The organism is Streptomyces sp. DSM 41931 (genome assembly GCF_050271085.1).
GTDB lineage: Bacteria > Actinomycetota > Actinomycetes > Streptomycetales > Streptomycetaceae > Streptomyces > Streptomyces albogriseolus.
The window spans coordinates 4,998,619-5,022,421 of sequence record NZ_CP189902.1 but is presented as its reverse complement, the minus strand read 5'-3'; the positions used below and the strand labels follow the sequence as shown (position 1 = coordinate 5,022,421).

General features: G+C 73.3%; 8 protein-coding genes and 2 riboswitches. Of the genes, 4 read left to right on the top strand and 4 right to left on the bottom strand.

Going from position 1 to position 23,803, the window contains the following annotated elements; genetic code table 11:
• Positions 1–69: 69 nt before the first annotated feature.
• The gene (locus ACP7TJ_RS23310) at positions 70–846 is read right to left on the bottom strand and encodes an enhanced serine sensitivity protein SseB (RefSeq protein ID WP_093768077.1); all 777 of its coding nucleotides are present in this window, start codon (positions 844–846) and stop codon (positions 70–72) included.
• A 51-nt stretch (positions 847–897) separates the two neighbouring features.
• The gene (locus tag ACP7TJ_RS23305; RefSeq protein ID WP_387624552.1) at positions 898–1,566 is read right to left on the bottom strand and encodes an AAA family ATPase; all 669 of its coding nucleotides are present in this window, start codon (positions 1,564–1,566) and stop codon (positions 898–900) included.
• Positions 1,567–1,789: 223 nt separating this feature from the next.
• A riboswitch (glycine riboswitch) is annotated at positions 1,790–1,890 on the top strand.
• Positions 1,891–2,013, top strand: a riboswitch (glycine riboswitch).
• 71 nt (positions 2,014–2,084) lie between these two features.
• Between ACP7TJ_RS23305 and gcvT the strand changes: the two genes are divergently transcribed.
• The 4 genes from gcvT (at position 2,085) to ACP7TJ_RS23285 (ending at position 6,512) form a co-directional block, all read left to right on the top strand.
• Positions 2,085–3,203, top strand: a complete 1,119-nt coding sequence (gene gcvT, locus ACP7TJ_RS23300; RefSeq protein ID WP_093768079.1) for a glycine cleavage system aminomethyltransferase GcvT — start codon at positions 2,085–2,087, stop codon at positions 3,201–3,203.
• A 123-nt stretch (positions 3,204–3,326) separates the two neighbouring features.
• Positions 3,327–3,704, top strand: coding sequence for a glycine cleavage system protein GcvH (gene gcvH / locus ACP7TJ_RS23295; RefSeq protein ID WP_093768080.1), 378 nt, complete (start codon positions 3,327–3,329; stop codon positions 3,702–3,704).
• Positions 3,705–3,718: 14 nt separating this feature from the next.
• Positions 3,719–4,978 (top strand): serine hydroxymethyltransferase, encoded by a 1,260-nt coding sequence (gene glyA, locus ACP7TJ_RS23290; protein WP_093768081.1) that lies wholly within the window; start codon positions 3,719–3,721, stop codon positions 4,976–4,978.
• Between the two features lie 166 nt (positions 4,979–5,144).
• Positions 5,145–6,512: an L-serine ammonia-lyase gene (locus tag ACP7TJ_RS23285; protein WP_093768082.1), complete on the top strand. Its 1,368-nt coding sequence runs from the start codon at positions 5,145–5,147 to the stop codon at positions 6,510–6,512.
• A 15-nt stretch (positions 6,513–6,527) separates the two neighbouring features.
• Here the strand turns inward: ACP7TJ_RS23285 and ACP7TJ_RS23280 are convergent, their stop codons facing one another.
• Entirely contained in the window at positions 6,528–23,453 is a 16,926-nt protein-coding gene (locus ACP7TJ_RS23280; RefSeq protein ID WP_427765104.1) for a lonely Cys domain-containing protein, read from the bottom strand.
• A complete protein-coding gene (locus ACP7TJ_RS23275) occupies positions 23,454–23,801 on the bottom strand; it encodes a hypothetical protein (RefSeq protein WP_367496196.1) in 348 nt (115 codons plus the stop codon).
• Positions 23,802–23,803: the final 2 nt, after the last annotated feature.

Below are 23,803 nucleotides of genomic sequence, written 5' to 3'. Positions count from 1 at the left end.
GCCGACGGCCTCCGGCGGTCTGCGGTCAGTGCGCGGAAGGCGAGGGCATGCGGCGGATCGGGGGGCGCGTCAGGCGCGCTGGTAGAAGGGGCGGACCTTGGCGCGCAGCCAGTCGGCGACCGGGTCCTGGGCCACGTCGAGGACGACGAGGCTGACCGGCCAGCGGGCGGGGCTGCGGCCAAGGGCCCGGCCGAGGGCGTCCAGCGGCAGCGCGCGGGGGTCGCCCTCCCAGTGCAGCAGCTCCACGCCGACGAACAGCACCGGGTCTGCCGTCTCGACGGCGGCCAGGCAGCGGCGGGCGGTCGCCACCACGCCGAGGGAGTCGAACTCCTGCGAGGCCGCGGCGAGGAAGTCCACCGGGTCGTCCTGCCAGTCCGGCTCGAACAGCCGGACGCGGCCGCCGCTCGCGGGACCGTCCAGCGGGGAGCGCCCGGCCCGGCACAGGTCGGCCACCGCGGCCGGCGGCAGCGGGACGGCGACCGTGCCGCCCGGGTTGACCACGATGCCGGCCTGCGGGGGCAGTCCGCGGGCGAACTCCACGGCGGGCGCGACGGTGCAGCCCATGTGGGAGCCGACGACCTGCCGGAACTGCTCCTCGGAGCTGAAGACCGGCACATACGCCTGGCCGTCCAGTTCCATGGTGGGCAGGTCGAGGGGGCCGCTGTGCGGGCCGCCGCCGCTCGGCAGCGGCACCCAGAGGAAGCTGCGGCCGAGGACCTCGACGATCCGTGCTCCCGCCGAGGGGACGCCGAGGGAGGCGGAGAGCGCCTCCTCCAGTTCGTTGCCGGGCCACCCGCCGTGCGGGTGGAAGTGCGTCCGGTCCGGGATGTCCGCCGGGAAGTCCATCTGTCGCCCACCGTCTGCCTGATGCCACTGCTTGGCGGAAAGGCTAGCCGGTCAGCCGGTGAAGCCGATCCGGCGCAGGGCGTTGGCGGCGTCCCGGTCGACGAGCACCGCCGAGGCGCAGCCCTCCGGCACCCGGCCGGACTCCACCGCGTCCAGCAGCCGGCCGCACGCCGTGCGGTGCCGGCGGAAGGCGTAGCGCGAGACGCCGCGGCCCCGCTCCAGCTGCCCGGCCAGAGCCTCTTCGGGCGCGACGTCCAGCACCAGCAGGTGCAGCGCGGCCCCGCGGCGGCGGGCCTCGCGGGCCAGCCAGCGCCGCACCCAGGTCTGGGTGCCGCAGTCGTGCACGACGACCGGCCGGCCGGAGCGCAGCACCCGGCGCAGTCCCGCGTAGTGGGTGAGCCGGACCAGCGGGCGGTAGGCCGCGTACGGCAGCAGACGGGGCATACGGCGGTCCCAGCGGTCGCGGGCGTCCTGGGAGTCGACGCGGTCGCCGTGCACCGCGCGCCGCATCAGCGTGGACTTTCCGCTGCCGGGCAGTCCGGTGACGACGACGAGGTCGCGGGGGCCGAAGAGCAGGGCGCGCGGGCTGCGTCCCGAGCGGGCGCGCAGGTCCTGGACGAGGGGGGCGGGCGTCGCGCCGCGGGCGCCGCCGGGCCGGTCCGCGTGCTGCGGCGGCAGCGCCACGCCTGTGGTGCCGGCGTACGCCGTGGGCCTGTTCACCGTGGTCGTCCTCCCCCTGGGGCCGGATATGGAGGTCCGATCCCCGCCGCGTGTAAAGAGAAGGTAATGCCAGGTCGCCTCGGTTGCGTGCTCATACCGATACAGGCCTGTCACAGCTCCCTGTGACCGAGCCTGCACGAACGGTGCACCCCCGGCAAGGGTCCCCCTGCCGGTGTCCCGCGATGCGTGCAATGATGTGCGCGCCAACTGCATACCGGCCGTTTGAATCCGCGCGGGAGAGTCCCCGGCACCGTGTGCCGCCGGGGCGCCGAAGGAGCAAGTCCCTCCCTTGAATCTCTCAGGCACCGTTACCGCGCGGGCGAGGCACATCTGAAAAGCGGGCCGCCGTCGCAGTGCTCCGGTGGCCCCACCCAAGGTGCAAGTCCTGACCTCCCTCCGGCGGTGGTCATGGCGAACCTCTCAGGTTCCGATGACAGATGGGGAGGAACGACCTCGCCTCCCCCATGCTCGGACGACCTCGCATGGGAGGGACCCCCATCGCCCTGGGAGACCGACCGATGAGCAGTACCGAACCCCGCCGCACCGCGCTCGATGCCCTGCATCGGTCGCTCGGCGCGACGATGACCGACTTCGCCGGCTGGGACATGCCCCTGCGCTACGGCTCCGAGCGCGACGAGCACAACGCCGTGCGCACGAAGGCCGGCCTCTTCGACCTCTCGCACATGGGCGAGATCACGGTCACCGGCCCGCAGGCCGCCGCGTTGCTGGACCACGCGCTGGTCGGCAACATCTCGGGCGTGAAGCCGGGCCGCGCCCGCTACACGATGATCTGCCGTGAGGACGGCGGCATCCTGGACGACCTGATCGTCTACCGGCTCGGCGAGACCGAGTACATGGTCGTGGCCAACGCCTCCAACGCCCAGGTGGTGCTGGACGCGCTGACCGAGCGGGCCGCGGGCTTCGACGCCGAGGTGCGCGACGACCGCGACGCCTACGCGCTGCTGGCCGTGCAGGGCCCCGAGTCCCCGGCGATCCTCAAGAGCCTCACCGACGCCGACCTGGACGGCCTGAAGTACTACGCCGGACTGCCCGGCACCGTGGCCGGGGTCCCCGCGCTCATCGCCCGCACCGGCTACACCGGCGAGGACGGCTTCGAGCTGTTCGTGAAGCCGGAGCACGCGGTGGAGCTGTGGCAGGCGCTGACCAAGGCGGGCGAGGCCCACGGGCTGGTGCCGTGCGGTCTGTCCTGCCGGGACACGCTCCGCCTGGAGGCGGGCATGCCGCTGTACGGCAACGAGCTGAGCACCTCCCTCACGCCGTTCGACGCCGGTCTGGGCCGGGTGGTGAAGTTCGAGAAGGAGGGCGACTTCGTGGGCCGCGCCGCCCTCGCCGAGGCCGCCGAGCGCGCCGCGCAGAACCCGCCGCGCGTCCTGGTCGGCCTGGTCGCCCACGGCCGCCGGGTGCCGCGCGCCGGGTACGCGGTGGTGGCCGGCGGCGAGAAGATCGGCGAGGTCACCTCCGGCGCCCCCTCCCCCACCCTGGGCAGGCCGATCGCCATGGCCTACGTCGACGCGCGCCACGCGGAGCCGGGCGCCGAGGGCGTCGGTGTGGACATCCGCGGCAGCCACGAGCCGTACGACGTCGTGGCGCTGCCGTTCTACAAGCGGCAGAAGTGACACCGTCGTAGCCGGCCTCCGGGCGGCTTTCGCGCCACCGCGGCACGGGGGTCCCACCCGTCCGGCCGCTTCGCGCTCCCTCCCCGTCATCAGCAGTTTCCCGCGTACAGGAGAATTCAGGCCATGAGCAACCCCCAGCAGCTGCGCTACAGCAAGGAGCACGAGTGGCTGTCGGCCGCCGAGGACGGCGTGTCGACGGTCGGCATCACGGAGCACGCGGCCAACGCGCTCGGCGACGTGGTCTTCGTCCAGCTCCCCGAGGTCGGTGACACGGTGAGCGCGGGCGAGACCTGCGGCGAGCTGGAGTCCACCAAGTCCGTCAGCGACCTGTACTCCCCCGTCTCCGGCGAGGTCACCGAGGTCAACGAGGACGTGGTGAACGACCCGGCGCTGGTGAACTCGGCCCCCTTCGAGGGCGGCTGGCTGTTCAAGGTGCGGGTCACCGACGAGCCGGCCGACCTGCTGTCCGCCGCCGAGTACGACGCGTTCATCGCGGGCTGAGGAGCCGTAGCCGTATGTCGCTTCTGAACACGCCTCTGCACGAGCTCGACCCGGCGGTGGCCGCCGCGGTCGACGCCGAGCTGCACCGGCAGCAGTCCACCCTCGAGATGATCGCCTCGGAGAACTTCGCCCCGGTCGCGGTCATGGAGGCCCAGGGCTCGGTCCTCACCAACAAGTACGCAGAGGGCTACCCCGGCCGCCGCTACTACGGCGGCTGCGAGCACGTCGACGTGATCGAGCAGATCGCCATCGACCGGGTGAAGGAGCTGTTCGGCGCCGAGCACGCCAACGTCCAGCCGCACTCGGGCGCCCAGGCCAACGCGGCCGCGATGTTCGCGCTGCTCAAGCCGGGCGACACGATCATGGGTCTGAACCTCGCGCACGGCGGGCACCTGACCCACGGCATGAAGATCAACTTCTCCGGCAAGCTCTACAACGTGGTCGCCTACCACGTGGGCGACGACGGCCAGGTCGACATGGCCGAGGTCGAGCGCCTCGCCAAGGAGAACAAGCCGAAGCTGATCGTGGCCGGCTGGTCGGCGTACCCGCGTCAGCTGGACTTCGCCGCGTTCCGCCGGATCGCCGACGAGGTCGGCGCGTACCTGATGGTCGACATGGCGCACTTCGCCGGTCTGGTCGCCGCGGGCCTGCACCCGAACCCGGTGCCGCACGCCCACGTGGTGACCACCACCACGCACAAGACCCTCGGCGGTCCGCGCGGCGGTGTGATCCTCTCCACGGCCGAGCTGGCCAAGAAGATCAACTCCGCGGTGTTCCCCGGCCAGCAGGGCGGTCCGCTGGAGCACGTGGTCGCCGCCAAGGCGGTCGCCTTCAAGGTCTGCGCCTCGGAGGAGTTCAAGGAGCGCCAGCGCCGCACCCTGGAGGGCGCGCGCATCCTCGCCGAGCGTCTGGTGCGGGACGACGTGAAGGCCGTGGGCGTGGACGTGCTGTCCGGCGGCACGGACGTGCACCTCGTCCTGGTGGACCTCCGGAACTCGGAGCTGGACGGCCAGCAGGCCGAGGACCGGCTGCACGAGGTCGGGATCACCGTGAACCGGAACGCGATCCCGAACGACCCGCGCCCGCCGATGGTCACCTCGGGCCTGCGCATCGGCACGCCCGCCCTCGCCACCCGCGGCTTCACGGCCGAGGACTTCGCCGAGGTCGCGGACGTGATCGCTCAGGCGCTGAAGCCGTCGTACGACGCCGAGGCGCTCCGGGGCCGGGTCGCGGCGCTGGCCGCGAAGCACCCGCTGTACCCCGGTCTGCGGTAGTTCCGTCCGCTTTTTGTACGGACCTACGGGGCATCGCGCACACTGGGTCGGTGGGCGCGGTGCCCCGCACCATGCAGCGCATGAACGATTCACCACCCCGCCCGGCCCACCGAACCGCCCTTCCCCGGTGGACAGCGTCGTCCGCCGAACCCTGAGGAGTCCTCCCGTGGCCATCTCGGTCTTCGACCTGTTCTCGATCGGCATCGGCCCGTCCAGCTCGCACACGGTCGGCCCGATGCGGGCGGCCCGGATGTTCGCCCGGCGGCTGCGCAACGAGGACCTTCTGGACTCCGTCGCCTCGGTGCGGGCGGAGCTGTACGGCTCCCTGGGCGCCACCGGGCACGGCCACGGCACGCCCAAGGCGGTGCTGCTGGGCCTGGAGGGCGACTCGCCGCGCACGGTGGACGTGGAGTCGGCCGACGAGCGGGTGGAGAAGATCAAGGACGGCGGGCGGCTGCGGCTGCTCGGCGAGCACGAGATCGGCTTCTCCTTCGACGACGACCTGGTGCTGCACCGCCGCAAGGCGCTCCCCTACCACGCCAACGGCATGACGCTGTGGGCGTACGACTCCTCCGGCGCCGAGCTGCTGGCCAAGACGTACTACTCGGTGGGCGGCGGTTTCGTCGTCGACGAGGACGCGGTGGGCGCGGACCGGATCAAGCTCGACGACACCGTGCTGAAGTACCCCTTCCGCACGGGTGACGAGCTGCTGCGCCTCACCCAGGAGACCGGCCTGTCGATCTCCGCGCTGATGCTGGAGAACGAGCGCGCCTGGCGGACCGAGGAGGAGATCCGCGAAGGGCTGCTGGAGATCTGGCGCGTGATGCGGGCCTGCGTGGAGCGGGGCATGTCCCGCGAGGGCATCCTGCCGGGCGGACTGAAGGTCCGCCGCCGGGCCGCCACCACCGCCCGCAAGCTGCGCTCCGAGGGCGACCCCCAGGCGCTCGCGATGGAGTGGATCACCCTCTACGCGATGGCGGTGAACGAGGAGAACGCGGCCGGCGGCCGGGTCGTCACGGCCCCGACGAACGGCGCGGCCGGCATCATCCCGGCCGTCCTGCACTACTACATGAACTTCGTGCCGGGCGCCGACGAGGAGGGCGTGGTCCGCTTCCTGCTCGCGGCGGGCGCCATCGGCATGCTCTTCAAGGAGAACGCCTCCATCTCCGGCGCCGAGGTCGGCTGCCAGGGCGAGGTGGGCTCCGCCTGCTCGATGGCGGCGGGCGCGCTGGCGGAGGTGCTGGGCGGCTCCCCCGAGCAGGTGGAGAACGCGGCCGAGATCGGCATGGAGCACAACCTGGGCCTGACCTGCGACCCCGTCGGCGGCCTGGTGCAGATCCCGTGCATCGAGCGCAACGGCATGGCCGCGGTGAAGGCGGTGACCGCCGCCCGGATGGCGATGCGCGGCGACGGCTCGCACAAGGTGTCCCTGGACAAGGTCATCAAGACCATGAAGGAGACCGGGGCGGACATGTCGGTGAAGTACAAGGAGACGGCGCGGGGCGGGCTCGCGGTGAACATCATCGAGTGCTGAGGGGCCGGTCCGCGTTCACCCGAGGGGCGGCAGTCCGAGGATCTCCCGGAGCCGGGCGGCGAGGCGCGCGACCGTTCGGGGGTCCGTCCCTTCCGCCGCCAGGAGGACGGCGAGCCGGCGCACCGCGTCGCGGTACGCCTCCCCCGCGTACCGCCAGTCCGCGCGCGCGGAGTCCGCGTCGCCCGGCAGGAGCAGGCCGAGGGCCGTGTCCCACGCCCGGGCGGCGTCCGTGTCCGGGAACGTGCTCCCGAAGTCGGTGAAGGCCGAGTGCCAGATCCGGCGCGACACCGTGGCCACGACGGCGTCGAGGGCGGCCGGCCACGGGCCGGGGCGAGCCAGCAGCAGCCGCACCTGGTCGAGCGGTGCCAGTCCGCCGCCCCGCACGCCTCCGCCGAGCTGCGCCTCGACCTCCGTTCCGGGGGTGATCCCGATGCCCGCGTCCCTCAGTTCGGCCAGGGTGACGGTCTCGTCGCCGGTGAACCCCGGCGGGTCGCCCGGCAGGTCGTCCGCGCTCACCTGACCGGCGATCCACCGGCGTCGGGCCTCCTCGGAGGGCGGCGCCTTCGGCCCGGGCGGCGGAGGCGGGGGTGCGGGCGGCGGGGGCTGTGCGGGTTCCGTCGGCGGGGCCGGGGGCGGTGCGGCCGCGGCGGTCTTCACCTGGTCGGTGCGGACGACGACGCCCAGCCGCTCGCTGAACAGGGCCGCCACGTTGGTCAGCCAGTCGGCGGCCTCCGCCGCGTCCAGGCCCGGACGGACCGTCTCGCTCATGTAGCGGCCCGACTTGTCGTTCACCACCCAGGAACGCAGCTCCTCACTCCAGCGGAACTCGCCGGACACCCGGCTGCGGCCCGGCAGCGTCCGGCCGGCCGTCTCCCCGCCGCCGGCGAAACCGGCGGCGACACCGGTGTGGCCCAGCCCGTCCAGTGTCCTGCGCAGCGACTCCGCCGTCAGGTCGGGGTCCTTCTCCCGCATCCCCGCCAGCAGCGCGTCGAACTGCTCCGGCGTGACGATCCCGCTCAGGTCCTCCGTACCGAGGATCACCCGGCCCTCATCGGTGACCGTGTACAGCCACACCGCGTCCCGGTTGCCGGTGATCAGCAGCCCGGGGTCGACCTCGTCCAACGGCACCCACAGGGGGTTGAGCCGTACGTCGCCGTCCTGGTCGCGCTCCTCCTTCTTGATCCGCTTCGGAAGGACCGGGGCGCCGAACCGGTCACGGGCCTCGGCGTCACTGCCGTCGTAGTGGTCGACGCCGTTGTAGTAGACCTCCGTCTGCCGTACGGCGTTGTCGGGTCCGGCACCGCCGACCCGTCGGGGTCCCGACGGGAGCGACCGCACCACATCGACCCGCAGGTCGAACGCGTGCGCGGCGAGGAACAGGAAGGTCTCCCCCTCCGGCGTCCCCCAGCGCTGCTCCCAGTGGACGACGGCGTCCAGAAGCCTGGGCAGTTCCGTGTCGTCCAGCGGCGCGGTGCTCTGCGTGTAGGCGGTGCGGAGCAGGCGGCCCAGTGCGCGGTCGTCGAACGCGTCGGGTGCCGGCAGCAGGTCGTGCTGATCGAGGTACTCGAACATCCGGCGCGGGCTCAGGTCCTCGGCCTCCGCCTCCAGGACGGCCCGGGCGTCCCGCGGGGAGATGCCGGGGTCGGCGGGGAGCGCCGCCATGCGGGCATCGACGTACCGCTTCATCAGTTCGGCGGGGTCGAGGGCCTCGGGGACAAGGGGACGCCGGACGCCGTGGTGGGCGAGGAGGGCGAGCCTCTCGGCCCGGTCCATGCCCTGGACCCGTGCGGCGAACGCGTCGGCGGCCGTCCGCCGGAACTGGCCGACGATCTGCGGATGCAGCCGTCCCTCGCTGCGGGCCACGTAGTCCTCCAGATGGGACCGCATGGCCCGGAGCACGGCCTGTGAGGGGCCGGTCGGGGCCTTGCCGGTCCTGGCGCGGGCCGCGGTCTGGTGACGCAGTTCGGCGCGTACGGCGCCGGGGTCCCCGAGCAGGTCGTACGCGGCGCGGTCGGTGGCGGCGAGGCCGCCCAGACGGCTGCGGATGTGCACGGGGTCGCCGGCCATGAAGGAGTACAGAAGGCACTCCCCCGTACCGGGCACCGGCACCCGGCGGCCTCTCGCCCGACCGCTGTCGCTCCCCGGCCCGGAGCCCTTCCCGGCGTCCTTCCGGGACGGGTCCGGTTTCGAGTCCGGCTTCGGCTCAGGTGTCGAGTCCGGCTCCGGCTTCGGGACCGGGGGCTTCGGTTCCGGCTTCGGGACCGGGTCGGCCGGCAGGGCCAGCCGGTAGTGGCGGTTGTCGAGGCTCAGGACCACGTGTGCGCCGGAGTGGGGGGACGGGCCGACGAGTTCCCGGAGGCCGCCGGTCCCCGTCTGGTCCTCGGGAGCGAAGTCCTGGAAGCCGCCGTCGCTCCCGACCACCGTGACGCGCACGCCGAAGGTGCGTGCGGCGAGCAGCGGGAGGAGGTCGGACGCGGCGTGGTTCCAGCCGGCCTCGGACGGGGCGTCGCCCGGGCGGAGGAGCTGGGTGACCGCCAGTTCGGCCCGTACCTCGGGGGACAGCTCGGCGACGTGCGGGATCAGACCGCCGAGGCCGTCGAACTCACGGCGTGCGGGAGTGTCCGTTCCGAGGTCCAGACCCGCCGCGGCGATCTCCTCCGCGCTGAAGGTGTCGGTGTGGTCGGGGGCGACGACGGCCAGCAGGTCCTCGTCGGCGTGGTCGGTGAGCCAGGAAGCCATCCTCCGGCGCATCTCGGACATCGCCCTCGGGCCGGTGAGGTCGATGCCGTGCGCGGCCGGCAGCCCCGGAGCGGCGCGTTCGAGGCCCTCGGCGAGCGCGCGGAAGAAGGCGTCGCCGTCCTCCGGCACGTCGTGGAGCGTGTACGTCTCGCCCGTGGGTGAGGTGAGGACGGCGTCCGGTGCCTCACCGCTCCTGGTGTAGCGGGGCGGGGCCGCTGGTTCGGCCACGGGCTTCTTCGGCGGGGCCTGGTAGGTCACCGGGGGCGGCTCGGCGAGACCGTCCAGTTCCTTCCGGCCCTCCTCGGTGGCCGCGAGCCGGTGCCAGCGGGTGAGCTGGTCCGCCCCGGCCCGTACCCGGTGGTACTCCGCCGCGGCCTTCTCCGCCGTGTCCTTGAGCGCGTCCAGTTCGGCGCGCCGGGTGTCGAAGGCGTCGCGTGCCGTGTCCCGGCGGGCGGTGGCCTCGTCGAGGGCCCTGCCGGGCGCTTGCGCGGACAGCAGGGCCGCGTCGAGCCGCCCGTCGGCCAACGCCTTCTCGGTGCGCGCGGTCTCCAGCCGCAGGTCGGCCGCCCTCCGCAGGGTCCCGGCGGCCCTTTCCGCGTCGGCCAGGCGGGCCAGAGCGGCGTCCTGCTCGTCCCGCAGGAGCTCCGCCCAGCCGTCGTGCTCGGGCTGGGCGTACTCGTCGTCGGCGAACGCGGCGGCCTCGGCCCGTGCGGCGGCCACGTTCGCGTCCGCGATGCCGTGGTCCCGGCGTGCGGCGGCCTCGGCCTGTGCCAGGGCCCTGTCCGCGTCCTCGACGCCCGTCCGGGCGAGGCCGACCGGGCGGGCCGCCGCGCGGGCGACCCCGGCGGCCTTGTCGAGGGCGGCCTGTGCGGCGTCGAGGTCCGCGCGCAGCCCGCCGGAGGCGCGCCGCTTCTTCCAGTAGGCCTTGTCGGCGTCGACCCACGCCTTGCTCGCCTTCTCGACCGCGTCCCACGCCTTCGAGACGCGTTCGGGGAAGTTCGTGTCGGTGATGATCCGCAGTTCGCGGGCGACGTCCTCCCGGATCCAGGTGACGACGTACGCCTCGGACCTCATCGCCTGCGGACCCGATCTGGCCTTGGCGAAGGTCCCGCCCCGAATCCGGTTCGCGAGCCTCGAGTCCAGGGTGCTCCGGTGCACGTCGCCGACGCCGATCCAGGTGGCCGGGACGGCGAACAGGAAGGACCGGCCCGTCTTGGGCTTGAGGTTGCGCGAGGTCAGGTGGTCGTCCCCGACCGGCATGCCGTCGCCGTCGAGGTCGTTGGGGCCGGGACCGAAGGCTCCGATCTGGTTGAGTCCGGCGTTGTCGGGAGAGTTGTACAGGAAGGCGCCGCCGAAGCTCGAGGACTGGCTGTGCTCGACGGACGAGGACGTGCCGGTGTTGTCCCCGTACCGTCTGAGCACCTCCAGCTTCTTGCCGTCGGCGACCGTCAGCAGCAGCGCGCGGCTGAAGTCGGGGGCCGAGCGCAGTGACAGCTGTCCGGTGTCGGTGCCCAGGAGGGACTTCTCGGTCAGCCCCGCCACCTGGTAGCCGCCCGGTTCGGTGGTGCGCGGGAAGAACGCCGTGACCGCCGTGGAGCTGGTGCCGTCCTCCAGCGCCTGCGCCGATCCGGTGCCGAGGCGGGTCAGCCCGGTCCGCCTGGTCCTGCGGAGGAGGTCGGTGAGGGCGGCGGCGCCGGTACCGTCCGCGGCCTCCAGGGTATGGAGGGGGAAGCCGACGTCGTACGCCTTCGTGAGGAGGAGCTCGCCGGCCGTGCGGATGTTCTCGACGCCGATGATCCCGCGGGGGTGCATGCCGTTCTCGGGGAAGGTGAACGACCGTACGACACCGTCCCCGTCCCGGACCGTCAGTTCCTCCACCGCCCTGGACAGAGGTATCGGCCGGGGCGGAGCGGCCAGGGCGGGGTCGGCCGCCGGGTCGGGCGCGGGCAGCAGCCGGCCGGTCCCTTCGTCCTCCCCCGACCGCACCGGCTCCATCAGGCTGAGCGGCACGTGCTCGCGCAGCTCGCCGACGTCGCCCTCCTCGACGATGCGCAGCCGGCCCCGGAAGCGGTCGAGGGCCGTGGGCTCCCCCTTCGCCGGCTTCGCTCCGGCCGACGTGCCGGTGTGGGGGGTGTCGTCGGCCTCCAAGGTGATCCGCATCCGGTACGGGGTGACGATCTCGGCGTGCGGTTCGGTGGACGCCGCCCGGTAGATCGTGACGGTGGTGACCGTGTGACTGGACGCGACCGTCTTCCGGTTCGAGCCCCCCTCGGTGTACGTGGGCCCGGCGGCCGGGACCTGTGTGTTGCCGGTGTACACCAGCTGGCTGGTCAGCAGACCCAGGTCCGCCCCGGAGGAGGACTCCGAGTTCTCCTGGGCGGTCTCGATGGCCCGCCGGTTCTCCTCCAGCTCCGCGCTGTGGTCGAGTCCCTCGAACACGGGCGTCCCGGGGATCAGCTCGACGCGCGCCCGCACCTGCCGGCTGCCGATCCGGATGCTGTCCCAGCCCCAGCCTCCGGCCTTGACCGGCGTCGACGGGGCGGTGGTCGTCATCTCCCCCTTCAGCGCCCGCGTGGCGCGGGCCGTCACCAGCTGCCTGATCCGCTCCCGGCTCTCGTCGTCGAGCCCCAGTCTCCCGATCCGCCGGTCGAACGCGAGCAGTGCGTCGGTGGGGTCCAGCGGGTTCACCGCGTACGTGCCGAAGGCGGTGCCGCGCATCCAGGGCTGCGGCGTCCAGCTCCGGCCGGTGTAGCGGGGGACGTCGCCCATGCCGTCGTCGATCAGCCCCATCCGGTGGGCGCTCTTCTCCGGCAGGTGCCCCAGCAGTCCGCCCCTGCCGGTCAGCTCGGTTCCCGCCGCTCCGGCGAGGAGGCTCGGCACGAAGGTCCTGGCCGCCGCGCCCGTCCCGATCCGGCCCGTGCCCAGCCGGCTGGTGAACAGCGCGAACCAGTGCTGCACGTCGCCGGCCACCAGCACCTGGTGGGTGAAGCCCTTGCGGTTCATGTCCGCGACGACCGTGCGGACGACGCTGCGGCTGCGCGCGTGGGACGTCGAGAGGGGGTTGGCGACGAGGCCGTACGCGCCCATGAGGCCGTGGCCCGGGTTCTGGGAGACGGAGTAGACCAGCTGGCCACCGAAGACGAAGCTGGTGCTGTTGCTGACCTTGCCGGCCGCCTGACGGGTCCCGCCGAGCGTCATCTCGGTGTCCATGGACATCGACGGGGTGAGGGTCCGCAGGTCCCCGACCGTCGTGGCGTACCGGAAGGTTCCCCACAGCTCGCCGTACGGCCCCTTGCCCAGCAGGCCGCTGCCCACCAGGCCCAGCGGCCCCGAACTCTGGTCGAAGCCCGATGCCAGGGACTGGGGTGTGAAGGAACGGACGATCGCGTCCCGGGTGGCGGCGCCCTCCTTCGTCAGTTGCCAGGCGTTGCCCGACGCCGCCCCCAGGACCCGGTCCACCTCCGCGAGGAGGAGGGGTGACACCACCATGTTCACGATGACGAACGGGTGCTGCCGGAAGTCCCGGAACTGGCCCGTCCCGCGGTCGGCGAGCCGTCCGGCGGGCCGGCCCGCACCGGGGTCCGCGGGCAGCAGGAGGTCGCCCTTGGCCAGGGCGAGGGCCCGCTCGGTGGACATGTGCGCGGGGGCGGACTCGTCGGACAGATAGGGGTTGAGCGCCCCGTCCGCGTGCGGGTCCGCATCGGGGGTGTGCTGGACGGGGACGCCGATGAGCACCTGCCCGGTCCTCGGGCCGCCGCCCCGCAGGTGGCCCAGCGGCGTCCGGCCGAAGAGCACGTTGACCGGCTCGTCCAGGACCAGCAGACCCGGCAGCCCGAGGCCGAGACCGCGGACCAGGCCGCGGGGCCGCCAGTAGCCGCTCATGGAGGCGGTGAGGGACAGGTCGTAGCGGTACAGGTGGGTGGGCTGGTTACTCACCGACATCGGCTCGTTGGTGACGGTCGAGCCGAAGCCGGTCTCCGTCTCCCACTGCCAGCCCCCGCGCGCGCCCAGGGTCAGCCCGAGCGTGTTCCGGGGCAGGCCCGCCTCGTCGCGGTCGTTGTCGCGGCCCGAGAACGTGCCCTCGAAGCCCAGCTCCAGGCCTCGTTTCGCGCTCGCCTGGCCGTCGATCCGGTCGACGCCCTGGGCGCTGAAGCGCATGCCCTCGCTGTCGTCCCTGCCCTCGTACCGCCGCCCGGTCAGCGTTCCGTGCACCCGGACGGTGTAGTAGGTCTGTCCGACGGAGTCGGGGTCGGTGAGTCTGATCGGCAGGCCGACCGTGGTCAGCCCCTCCAGGGTCGCGGTGACGTTCTGCTGGGACAGCACGCCGAGGACCTGCAGGGTGTTCTGGAGCGCGATCCGGTACGTGACGGGGTCGGTCCACCGGGGCGGCATGGGCAGGCTCTCGGCCGCCCGGAGCACCTGGTCGGGATCGCGCTTGAGCAGGTCGCCCAAGCGGGCGCGCCAGCCCTTCGGCAGGTTCGGCGGCAGCAGCTGGTCGAGGGGCACCACCAGCCCTTGGCGCAGGTTCGAGATGGCGTCGACCAGGCCGTCGGCGAACGCGTCCAGCAGGGTGCGGCCGATGCCGTCCGCCGCGTCCGGTGTGACACGGGTGCGCCGGCCGTCGTCGAAGGCGAACTCCTTCACCCGGTGCATGCCCAGGGTGCGCGGCCGGTCCACGGTCAGGTAGGCGGGCGCGAACGGCGGGGCGACGCCGTTGCGCAGGGCGAGTGTGCTCCCGTCGTCCCATCCGGCCAGCCGCCGCGCCTCGGAGCTGGTCATCCGGTCCAGGCTCCAGGTGAGGAAGCGCGTCGGCGGTGCGTCGTCACCGGACCGGCGCACCCGCACCGACTTCACGACCAGGTAGAGGGCGGTCCTTGGGCCCTTCACCTGTCCGGCCGACTTCAGGGTGCCGGCCCCGCCGAGTCCGGCCGACCAGGTCTTCGCGAACGATGCCTGGAGGGTCGGTCCGAGCTGGAGCCGCAGGTCGAAGGGGGCCGTGCCCGGGTCGTGGAAGTTGAAGGCGGGTCCGGCGACGGCCTGCAGCAGCAGGCTCCTGCCGTAGGCCCGGCTCCGCTCGCTGCGGACCGTCGAGGTGTTGATGTCCCGCATCTCGGCCTGGTCGGTCTCCCCGACGAGCACCGCCGACAGCGGAATCAGTTCCTCCACCACGAAGGCGCCCAGCGGTGACTTCTTCTTGTCGTCGGCGAACAGTTGCGGAGTGGTGATGCGGCCGCGCGCCATCGTGCCGCCGTGCCGCTGGAAGCTGTCGCCGGAGAAGAAGCTGTCCAGCTCGGTGTAGGCCGAGCTGCCGGGCAGGGCTCCGATCCGGGCGGCCGCCCAGTCGCGGATCGCCGCGACCGGGCCGAACCCCTCGATGCGGACGAAGCGGTACTGGGAGTCGCGGTCCAGGGTCATCGTCCGGGGGATGCGGCCCGGCTTCGGGATCTTCGTCACGCTGTCGGGCAGGCGCACGCGCAGGCCGCCCCGGACGCCGAAGGCGAACCGGACGGGCGCGGCCGGTTCGGTGCCCGTGCCTGTGTCCGTGCCTGTGCCTGTGTCCGTGATGTCCTGTCCGGCGGCGTCGGTGACGTGCATCTCGTAGTGGACGTCGTCCAGGTACGCCCGCGACGTGTCCAGCGTGCGGGTCTCCATCTGGTTCATGCGCTGGTCGGTCAGGGTGTAGCCGACCTTGTCGATGAAGCCGAACCGCACGGCGAGCCGGCCGAAGCCGCCGAACGCCGCGCTGCCCGCCGGGCCGATCGGCCCGCCGAGACCGTACTGGGAGTTGGCCTGCATGTTCTTGGTCAGCCCGAAGGCAGCGGCCGCCCGGTGCATGCTGTCGATCTTCGTCGAGTCGCCGACGCCGTCGTCGAACGGGGTCCAGTTGCCGTAGTGACGCGCCCTGACCCACAGGACGCGCCTCTTTCCGTCCGCGTTGACGTACGGGAAGGGGCGCCCCTTCCCGTCCGCCAGCGTCTTCGGCTTGTCCCGGAGCGTCTGCCGGACATCGTCCAGCAGCCGTGCGCCGTCCGCGGGCCGGGCCTCCGGCCGGCTCCCCAGTTCGCGGTCGATGGCGTCCAATGCCTGTTCGTAGCCCCGCAGGACGACCGTGCTCTGGCCGAACGTGCTCGGGTTGGCGAGGAGTTGCTCGAGCTCGGCGGCGGTCAGGCCGGACGGCAGCAGCGACGTGAGGTCGTCGACGTACGCGGGCATCCGCCTGCCGCCCTCGAACCGGACCGGGTCGCGGCGCCTCGGCGGGGGCGTCATGGCGGGGTCGAGGCGCGGGGCGTCCGGGGAGGGCGGGTCCGGCTCCGGGGGCCGGGGCGGGCCGGAAGGGGCCACGGCTCCGCTTCCGGCCGTGGCCGTGGTGGGCGACAGGTGGGTGTCCGCCGGGGACGCGGGGGTCGGCCGGACGGCCGACCAGTCCTTGGCCTGCTGGCGCCGGCCGTCCGTCAGGGGGAGCAGGGAGAGGACGTGCGGCAAGGACGCGTCGCTCTGCGCGAGCAGGCCCACGGGTCCCGGTGAGGTCCACACACCGCGGCCGGTCGCGGCGCCGACGAGGGCCTGCCTGTCGGTGGTTCCCGGGTCCGCCGTGGCCGGGGTCATGGAGGCGAGGACGATGTCGGCCGTGCGCGGGAAGTCGTTCAGCGCCGGGTCCACCGCGAGCAGTTCGGCGACATCCTCGTAAGGGACCTCGACGCGGAGTCCGCCGGGCAGCTCCATGGTGAGGTGGTCAGGACCAGCCTCGCCCCGCACCAGGTACGGGGTGGGCTTGGCGGTGTCGGTGGTCCACGGCATCTTCGCCTGGCGCACCGGACGGTGACCGCCGTCCGGTGTCGCCACCATGACGAGGGCGGACGTGACGTCCACCGCCGCACCCGGCGGGCCCGGCGCCCAGCTCCGGCCGGCCGGGGCGCCCGAGTCGTCGAGCAGCAGGGTGTCCGGCGCGAGGGCGCCGAGGGACTCCAGGTGGAACGCGCCCAGCACGACCGGGTCGTCCACGTCGACGCCGACGGCCGCCGCGCGCGCCACCAGGTCCAGGAGGTCGGGCAGCCGGTCCGGGTCCGGCCGCCCCAGGTGCAGCACCCTGCCGGTGAGGGCGACCGGGTCGGGGGTTCGGCTCTCCCACTCCAGGGCCTTCACGGTCGCCCAGAAGAACCGGGCCCGCTCGGGCGCCCCGATGACCACCTGGTCCGGGTCCAGCCCCAGGAGCCGGGCGGCCTCTTCGTTCACCTCCTCGTCCGTGAGACCGTCCAGTCCTTCCGCCACGGTGATCACGTGCGGCAGGGTCACGAGGTCGGTGAGCACGGCGCCGGGGTTGCGGTGCACGGCGTCGGCGGCCCTGGCCAGCAGGTCCTCGTAGGCGTCGGGTCCCGGCTCGCCGTCCGGGTCGCCGTGTTCCGTCGCACGGATCTCGCGGGCCGCGCGCTCGAACAGGTCCAGGGAGAAGGGCACGGTGTCGCGCAGCGCCGGGTCGGCGGCGCGCAGGGACTCCAGCGCGCCGATGCCCGCGAGGAGTTCGCCGTAGCGGCTGTCGTCCTCGATCGCCACCCCGAACGTCAGCCGCAGCGCGCGCACCAGCCGCAGCGTCCGCTCGCGGACCTCCTCCGACGCCGGTCCCACCGGGTCGGTGTGCAGGCCCGCCGCGCGGGCGCGGTCGTCGAGTGCGGCGTCGTCGGGTTCCGGCCGGTGCTTCACCCACTTCCCGCGCCGGCCCCGCGAATCCATGATGATGTAGTGGGAGACCCGGCCGTCCTTCTCGAACTTGAAGCCGACCTCCTGGGTGGCGCCGTAGACGGTGCGGCCGGTCTCGTTGGCGACGTGCTGGCTCTGGCTGGCGTCGGCCAGCGGGTCGGGGACGAACGTGTCCGTGACCAGCTTGCGCCTGCGGGTGAGGCCCGGCGGTGTCGCGGCGAAGCACTCCTGCATGAGGACGGCGTGGTCCTTGGGGCGCCGCGTCAGGCTCGGACGGCGCCCGAGCATGCCGCCCACCGCCCGGTCCCGTTTCCGGTGGCGGGGGTTCGACCGGGTCGGCAGCTCCGTCTCGCCGAGGAAGCCGTGCCCGGCGAAGACGTACACCGGCTCGCCGGCGAACGGGACCGGCTCGTCGTCCTTGACCCAGGTCCCGTCCTGCCGGTTGACGTGGTAGAGCGCGGTCGCCGTCGTCGCGTGCCGGATCCCCCGCATCAGCCGTGCGCGGTCGCCGTCCCTGAAGACGGCCCTGCCGGTCGACCCCTGGTCGGTGACGATGGTGTGGGACAGCAGGTCCTGTTCCCAGAAGGGGGCAGGGGCGGACTCCGCGGGGTCGGGCAGCAGGCCGGGGAAGCTGCGGATCCAGTCGGTGCGGTCGCTGCCCCAGGCAGTCCGCAGGGGCACGACGTACGGGTGGGAGGCGTTGCCGTCCGGGCCTTCGGCGACGCCCACGTCCCCGTTGGCAGCCCAGACGTCCCTGCCGATCCGGTCCGCCGCCCGCCGCGGCAGCTCCAGGCCGCCCCCGCCGGCGTCGGAGACGAGCAGCAGCACCGGCACGTCCGCCGGGAGTCCGCTCAGCTCGGCGTCCAGGGCGAGGAGTTCGGCGAACACGTCGAGGGGCACCTCGCGCGGGGCGCCGTCATGGCCGCGGACGACGATCTGGTCACGGTCGCCGTCCGCCCGCACGACGTAGGGGTCCGGGCCGCCGGGCCGGTGCCAGGGCGCGGGTCCCATCTCGTCGCGTGACAGGCTGCCGTCGGCCCGGGGCCCGGTCCTTCCCGTACGGGTGAGATCCAGGTCGTCGATCCCGCCCTTGCCCCGGGTCCAGTCGCGACCGCGAGGGCGTCCGTCGGGGCCGGTGGTCAGGGCGTGGGTGGGCGACAGCACGCCCTGGCGCTGGAGGTGGAGCGCGGCGAGGGCGGCCAGACCGTCCGCCGTCCGTGCCTCCTGTGCCGAGGCCAGCCCCAGCAGCCGGGCGCGCTGCACGTCGGTCACCGGATCGGCGGGGTCCAGGAGCAGCACCCGGCGCGCCACGGCGTCCAGGTCGAGCGGGCCGAAGTCCAGCAGGGGGTCGGTCCGGCGGAGCCGGTCGAGGCGTGCGAGCCCGTCACGGATGTCCGGGTACAGGGGGCTCGACATGACGTCGGGGCCGTAGATGTCCGCCAGCAGTTCCCGGTACCCGGCTTCCTCCGGGGACGGCTCCTGCGCCCGGTCGTCGTCCACCTCGTCGTCCTGGTGGTCGGACAGCGGCGCGTCGAAACCCTCCAGCAGGCCGTCCAGGCTCGGCAACGGGGTCTCGAGGCCCCCGACCGGTCCGGGGTCGAGGAGGTCGGCGAGCGCGGCGGGCGGCTCGGCCGGGACCTCGGTCGCGGGGCGGTCCGCGAAGGTGACGTCGTCCACTCCGGTGCCGCCGTCGCCGGGCCGGACGGCCGCCCAGTCGGCCGCCGCGGGACGCCCCGGCGCGCTGGGCAGGAGGGAGGGGACGTAGGGCCGTGAGGGCCCGGTCGGGGCCAGGCTCACACTGCCCTGCGAGGCCCATACGGTACGGCCGGTGCCGGCGCCGACGACGGCCCGCGGATCGGGGCCCGGGGTGCCGTCCCCGGCCGGTACGGTGAAGGCCGCCTTCGGGACGGCCAGGACGACGTCCGTGGTGTCCTGCGGCCGGGTGTTGAGCACCGGGTCGCGGGCCAGCAGCTCGGCGACCTCGTCGTAGGGGACCCGGGCGCGGAAGCCGCCGGGCAGGGTCATGAGGAGGTGGTCCCGGCCGCCGCCCGCCCACACCAGGTAGGCCGGCGATCCGCCGTGGACGCTCCATGGGGGGCGTTCCTGGCCAACGGCCCGGTAGCCGCCGCCCTGTTGCGGGGCGGCGACGACGACACGGTCGGTGAGCGTGGTCGTGGCCGCGCCCGGCGGGGTCGGGGACCAGCGCCGCCCGGTGGGCACGCCGCCCGGGTCGAGCAACTGGGTCTGGGACGAGAGGGCGCCCAGGGTCTCCAGGTGGAACGCGCCCAGCTCGACCGGGTTGTCCACGTCGGCGCCGACGGCCGCCGCCTGAGCCACCAGGTCGAGCAGCTCGGGCCGCCGGGCCGGGTCGGGCCGGTCCAGGTGCAGGATCCGGCCGGTGAGGGCGTCCGGGTCGGGGATCCGGCTCTCCCACTCCAGGGCCTTGACCGTCGCCCAGAACAGCCGGGCCCGCTCGGGCTCCCCGACCGCCGCCGGGCCGTCGTCCAGTCGCAGGACGCGGGCGGCCTCGGTGTCCAGGTCCTGGTCCGTCAGGCCGCCCAGCCGCTGTGCGGCGGCGGTGACGTGGGGCAGGGTGACGAAGTCGGACAGCCCGGTGTCCGGCCCTCGGCGTACGGCGTCGACGGCGGCGGTGAGCAGGCCCCGGTAGGCGTCGGGGCCGGCGCCACCCGGCCGGCGGGCGTGGGCCGCGCGTTCGAACAGGTCCATGGAGAACGGGGCGAGGTCGCGCAGGGCCGGGTCGGCCGCCCGCATGGTCTCCAGCGCGCCGATCCCGGCGAGGAGGTCGCCGTACCGGCTGTCGTCCTCGATCGCCGCGCCGAAGGCCAGCCGCAGCGCGCGGACCAGCCGCAGCGTCCGCTCACGGACCTCCTCCGAGGCCGGTCCCACCGGGTCGGTGTGCAGGCCCGCCGCGCGGGCGCGGTCGTCGAGCAGCTCACCGGCGGGTTCCGGCCGGTGTTCCACCCACTTCCCGCGCCGCCCCCGCGAGTCCGTGTAGAGGCGGTGGACGAACTTCCCGTCCGGTCGCGTCGCGAAGCTGACCATGTGGGTGCCGCCGTACACCGTGCGCCCGGTCTCGTTGGCGACGTGCTGGCTCTCGCTGACGACCGCCAGCGGGTCGGGGACGAAGGTGTCGTCGATGCCCCTGCGGGTACGGACCACACCCGGCGGCTTGGCGCTCGAGCACGCCTCCATCAGCACGCCGTGGTCCTCGGGGAGCTGCGCCAGGCTCGGACGCCGCCTGAGCATCCCGCCGGTCGCCGGCCCGCGGGTGTGGTGCCTCGGGTCCGTCGTGGTCGGCACCCGGGTCGCGCCCGACCGGGCGTGGCCGCCGAAGACGTACACCGGCTTGCCGGCGAACGGGACCGGCTCGTCGTCCTTGGTCTCCTCCTTGGTGACCGGGTTGTAGTGCCACAGCTCCGACGACTCCGTCGCGAGCTTCAGCGCCGCGATCCGGCGCGGGGCCTCGGAGTCCTCGAACACGCCCCTGCCGATGGTCGCGCCCCCGTCGACGACGACGCTGTGCGACAGCATCTCGCGCTCCCACTCCGGCGCGTTCTCGCGCTCCGCCGGGTCGAGCACCTGGCCCGGGTTGCTGCGGATCCAGTCGGCGCGCGGCAGCCCCTGTCCGAACAGCAGGGAGACGACGTGCGGCTGCGACGGGTCCCGCTGCGGGGACACCTTCACGGCGCCGTTGGCCGACCAGACCTCCCTGCCGATCCGGTCCGCCGCCTGGCGCGGGAGGTCCAGGCCGCGGGCGCCGGCGTCGGGGACGAGCAGCACCACGGGGGTGCCCGGGGGCAGCGCCGCGAGCCGGGGGTCGCGGGCCAGCAGTTCGGCGAACACGTCGATCGGCACCTGGCGCGGGGCGCCGTCGTGGCCGCGTACGACGATCCGCCGGTGGTCGCCCTCCGCCATGACGACGTACGGCTTCGGCTCACCGGGCCGGTGCCAGGGCGCGGGCTGTACGTCGCCGCGGCCCAGGGTGCCGTCGGGCTGCCGGACCACCTTGCCCACCTCGGTGAGGTCGAGGTCGGGGATCGTGGCGTTCGTCCAGTTGCGGCCCCGCACGCCGCCGTCGTCGGCGGTCAGCGTCTGGGTGGGGGACAGGACGCCGCGGAGTTCCAGGTGGAAGGCGGCCAGGGCGGCCAGGCTGCCCGCCGACTCCGTCTCCGGGGCCATCGCCACCCGGAACAGCTCACTGCGCTGCGCGTCGGTCACCGGATGGGCGGTGTCCAGGAGCAGCACCTGGCGGGTCACGGCGTCCAGGTCGAGCGGGCCGCCGCGGAGCGCGGGAACGGCCTGCCGGAGCTGGTCGAGGTGTGCGAGGGCGTCACGGAGGGCGGGGTGAAGGGGGTTCGTCCCGATCGCGGAACCGAAGACGTCCGTCAGCAGCCGGTCGTACAGCGCCTCGGTGGCCGGGTCCGGCTCGTACTCGGGCTCGGACGCGTCCTGGTCGTCCTCCCAGTCCAGGATCATGTCGACCGAGTCCGGGGAACCCGGCCCGGAGGACTCCCCGGTCGGGATCCCGTCCGGTGCCCGGGAGCTGAGCGGTGTCTCGTCGACGGTGACGGGCTGGGTGGCCGGCAGTTCCTCGGACTCGGTGCGCACGGGCCGGTAGGGCTGCGGATCGTCTGACGTGGTCCGGGTCTCGGCCTTCGGCACCGCGGGGGACGGGTGGGACGGCCCGGACTCCTCGGGTGCGGGGGTGCGGACGTCGTCCGGGGCGAGCGGGTCCTGGTCCGGCGTCTCGGCGGTGACCGCCGGGTCGCCGGACGGGGTGGTCTGGGGCCGTGTCTGCGGGGTGGCGTTCGGCGGGGCCTGGCCCGGGGACGTGGTGGCCGAGGGGGCGGGTGCGAGGGGTGCGTGGGGCTGTTGCCGCCCCTGTGGTCCGTCGTCGGAGGTGAACCGGGTCGTGTCGTCGTCCGTCGGCCGCTGTCGTGCGGTCCCGTCGGGCGTGGGACCGCTGCCGCCCGTCCGGGTCGACGTCTGGTCCGGGACGGAGGAGCCGACGGTGACGGGTCTGTCGACCGGCAGGGTGGGGTCCGTGTCGGTGTTCCCGCCGGTCCAGGGGGTCCCGGTTACCGACGGGTTGAGGGTGGAGAAGACGGTGTCGGTGTCCGGGTCGTCCACGAGGGAGTCCCGGTAGGGATCCTCGTGCGTGTCCGGCGAAGGAGGGTGGTACGACGGCTTGACCGTGCCCGCCGCCGCGGGGAGGCCGTACGTGCCGGCATGGTCGCCGACGCCGTGGACCGTGTCGTGGCCCGGAAGGGACGAGGAGGAGGACACGGAGGAGACCGACGAGACGTCGCTGGTGTCGCTGAAGACCGACGCGGTGTCGCTGATGTCACCGACGGAGGAGACGGAGTCCTCGTCGGTGCTCCGGTGCGCGCCGCTGCCCGTGTACGGGGCGTCGCGGAGGTCCTGGTACGTGCTGCCGCCGTCGTACATGTCGTCGTACCGGTTCTCGTACGCGTACCGGTTCCCGCTTCCGCTCCTGTCACCGTCCCGGTTCGCGCCGCCCGGCAGGTCGTTGACGTCGTCGGAGCCGGTGTTCTGGAAGTAGTTCTTGTAGACGAACTTCCCGCCGAACTCCGCGCCGGTGGAGGCCGCTTCGAAGATCAGGCCGCTGAGGCCGGCGCTCAGGAACGTACCGGGGTTGAGGGTGAACGTGCCCAGGAAGATCAGACCGGTGAAGGCCTCGGCGAAGGTCTCCGCCTGCCCCTCGTTGATGAAACTGAACGGGAGTTCGGAGAACTCCTTCCAGAAGTTGTTGTTCTTGAAGTACTTGTTGATGAACTTTCCGCCGACCTCACCGAAGATGCCCCCGAAGAGTCCCGCGAACGCGCCGGCGACCGCCGACTGGCCGATGTCCGTCCAGTCGAACTTGGTGCGCCGGCGCTCCGGGTCGTCCGGCGCGGTCATGGAGATCAGCTGCGAGGCGAAGGAGACGAACGCCTCCTGGATCGCCTCCAGCAGCACCGAGAGCGGCGTGGGGATGGCGCGTCCCAGCCGCTGGAGGATCAGCAGGATGGTGAGCGCGGTGCGCGCCTTCTGGATGGCGATCTCGGTGAGCGACGTACCGCCGGTGAAGACCGCCAGCGCGGCGATCAGGGCCAGCTCGATGTTCATCAGGATGAACTCGATGAGGATCTGGTACTTCGCCTCGGACAGCTTGATGGAACGGTTCACCTGCTGGGCGCCCAGGTCCCGGAGTTCGTCGGAGAACTTCTGCAGGTGGTTCTGGCCGTTGTCGTCGACGAAGAGCTTCATCGCGGCGACGAACTCCTGGGCGATCTGCGGCGGGAGCGAGTTCCCGGCGGTGGAGATCGCTCCCTTCATCGCGTCGGAGAGGTCCCTGACGTCGTCGGCCAGCCGCTTGTAGGGGTTACGGCTGTCGAAGCCCCGGTCCTCGTTGCCGGTGGCGACGTTCGCGCCCACCCAGACCTCGATGAACTCCCGCAGGCCGGGCGGGAACATGATGGCCATTCAGCGCCTGTTCTCGCTCTCCGAGCCGTGCGCCTCGATGTCCTCCACCGCCTGGATCTGCGGCCGCTGCACGTGGTCGGCCTCCGCGGCGACCGCGTCGACCAGCGCCAGGAACCCACCGGTGATGGCCAGGACCGTGTCCCTCACCTGCTCCTGTTCACGCCGGATCTGCTCGCCGACCGCGTTGGCGAACTCGTCGTCGCCGCCTTCTTCGCCCCACCAGCCCGCGTACTGGGCGCAGCCGGTCTCGAACCGGGGCAGCATCTCGTCGCCGTAGCGGACGGCGTCGGCGAGGTGCCTGGAACCCTGCAGAATCGCCTGGATGTCGGCGGAGTAGTTGCCGGACATGG